This window comes from Collinsella sp. LCP21S3_A9, assembly GCF_052118785.1.
GTDB lineage: Bacteria > Actinomycetota > Coriobacteriia > Coriobacteriales > Coriobacteriaceae > Collinsella.
On the sequence record NZ_JBQKGN010000044.1, the window covers coordinates 1 to 2,203 of the forward strand.

Annotated in this window: 1 protein-coding gene; it reads right to left on the bottom strand. The window is 56.7% G+C overall.

The genetic code is table 11. The features are described 5' to 3' along the window. Window positions 1-231: 231 nt before the first annotated feature. On the bottom strand, window positions 232-1,926 hold the full coding sequence (locus ACTQ05_RS09395) for a phospho-sugar mutase (RefSeq protein WP_427719879.1): 1,695 nt from the start codon (window positions 1,924-1,926) through the stop codon (window positions 232-234). Between the last annotated feature and the right edge of the window lie 277 nt (window positions 1,927-2,203).

Here is a 2,203-nt window from a genome sequence, read left to right on the forward strand (position 1 = left end):
CTCGCAGTATCCGGTTCTCAAGGTGCACGCCCTCGCGGTCAATCCGGTCCGACCGGGCCGCGCGGCAAGGAGATATATTGCCAGACCGGAGGGGCCCGCGGGGCGGGAATCTGGTTGCACACAACTCCTACACAGTTTGGGATTCTCAGCTGTATTTAGCAGTAATAGAGAGGGGACCTCGTTTCCGAGATCCCCTTTTTCGTCTATCTATAGAAATAGGCTTTCAAAGCCTTAGGCCAACAGCTTGCGACCTGACTCCTCAATCGCGTCAAGTGCTGCATCAGCCTCGGCGGCATCCGCGCCCTTAGCGAAGATGTACAGCTTGATCTTGGGCTCGGTGCCGGAAGGACGGACAATGCCCTTGTTGCCGCCCTCAAGATCGAACTCAATGACATTAGCCTTCGGCAGGCCGTTCACGCAGGTGTTGTAATCCACAACGGCCTCGATCTTGGAGCCTGCGAGCTCCGCGGGCGGGTTCTCGCGCAGACCAGCCATGATGCCGGCCATCTTTGCCGCACCCTCAGCGCCCGGATAGCTCAGCGAAATCGTCTTGTTGTGATAGTAGCCATACTTCTCGTACAGCTCGTGCATCGCATCGGCAAGGTTCTTGCCCTGGAGCTTGTAATACTGCGCCATCTGGCAAATGAGCAGCGAAGTGCTCACGGCGTCCTTGTCGCGCACGTGGTCGCCGGCCAGATAACCGTAGCTCTCCTCGAAACCGAAGATAAAGCGATCGACTTCACCAGCATCGGAAAGCGAGGTAATGATGTCACCGATGTACTTGAAGCCCGTCAGGCAGCGACGGAGCTCAAAGCCATACTCCTCGGCCAGAGCATCGACCATGGCGGAAGAAACAATGGTAGTAACCGCGACCTTCTTGGTGAGATCCTCGCCGCGGGCGGCACGGGTCTTGCAGATATAGTCGAGCAGCAGAACGCCCATCTCATTGCCGGTCAGCAGCAGATAGTCATCACCATTCTTAACAGCAACGCCAACACGGTCGGCGTCAGGATCGGTTGCAAGCAGCAGATCGGGGTGAACCTGCTCGCACAGGTCGATTCCCTTCTGCATGGCCTGACGGATCTCGGGGTTAGGATACGGACAGGTCGGGAAATCGCCGTTCGGGTCCTTCTGCTCGGGAACAACCGTGACATCGGTGATGCCGGCGCGCTCAAGCACCGTCGTGACGGGAATGAGGCCAGTGCCGTTGAGCGGAGTGTAGACGAGCTTAAGCGGAGCGCCAGCGATCTCCTCGGCAGAAAGGTTGGTCACGCCGCGCGCGAGAACGGCGTCGTAATAACGCTCGAGGCACGAGTCATCGATCCATTTGACCAGACCCTGCTCAAGAGCCTCATCGAAGTCCATGGACTTCACGCCAGTGAACGTATCGGTCTCGGCAATAGCCTTAGAAATTGCATCGGCAGCCTCGCTAGTGATCTGGCAGCCGTCGGGGCCATAGGCCTTATAGCCGTTATAAGGCGCCGGATTATGACTAGCGGTCATGCAAATGCCACCGGAGCACTCAAGATCGCGGACAGCCCAAGATAGCGTAGGCACCGGGGAAATCTTAGGATACACAAGGGCGGTGACACCATTTGCCGCAAGAATAGCAGCAGTCGTCTTGACGAACAGTTCACCCTTATTGCGGCTATCGCGAGCGATGGCAACTGTCGGATGCTCAAAAGTCGCATTGAGATAGTCGGCGAAGCCCTGCGTTGCACGGCCGACCGTATAGATATTCATACGGTTGGTGCCAGCACCGATCGTGCCACGCAGGCCGGCGGTGCCGAAGGCAAGATCCTGGAAGAAGGCATCGGTGATGGCATCCTCGTCACCCTGCTCCTTCATCGTGTTGAGCTCGGTCAGCAGCTCATCATCCTTGACATTGGCAATCCAAGTATCAAGCAGCTCGTGAACATCTGCCATGTGCGTCCTTCCTTCATAATCAATAAAACGGCCCGCCTAAAACAGGTCAAGCGCAGTATCACGCTTAGGTAGATAGTAATCCATTGAGTGTGTGAGACTGTCAAGAGAACGGTGAACGTCTGAATAAGACGGCAGATGATATCGTTGTAAAAAATGTCATTTAGTTAAATTGCCTGAGAAACGAAAAAGGGGGAGGCCGCGAGGCCTCCCCCTTCTCAGTCCAAGCGCACGGCTCGGTGCCGTCCACCGGTCAGCGGCGCCCTGGCCTCCCACGGGC

What these genes read in the sequence shown, in the direction of transcription:
- ACTQ05_RS09395 (WP_427719879.1), bottom strand. Translation starts at nt 1,926, where the DNA reads ATGGCAGATGTTCACGAGCTGCTTGATACTTGGATTGCCAATGTCAAG.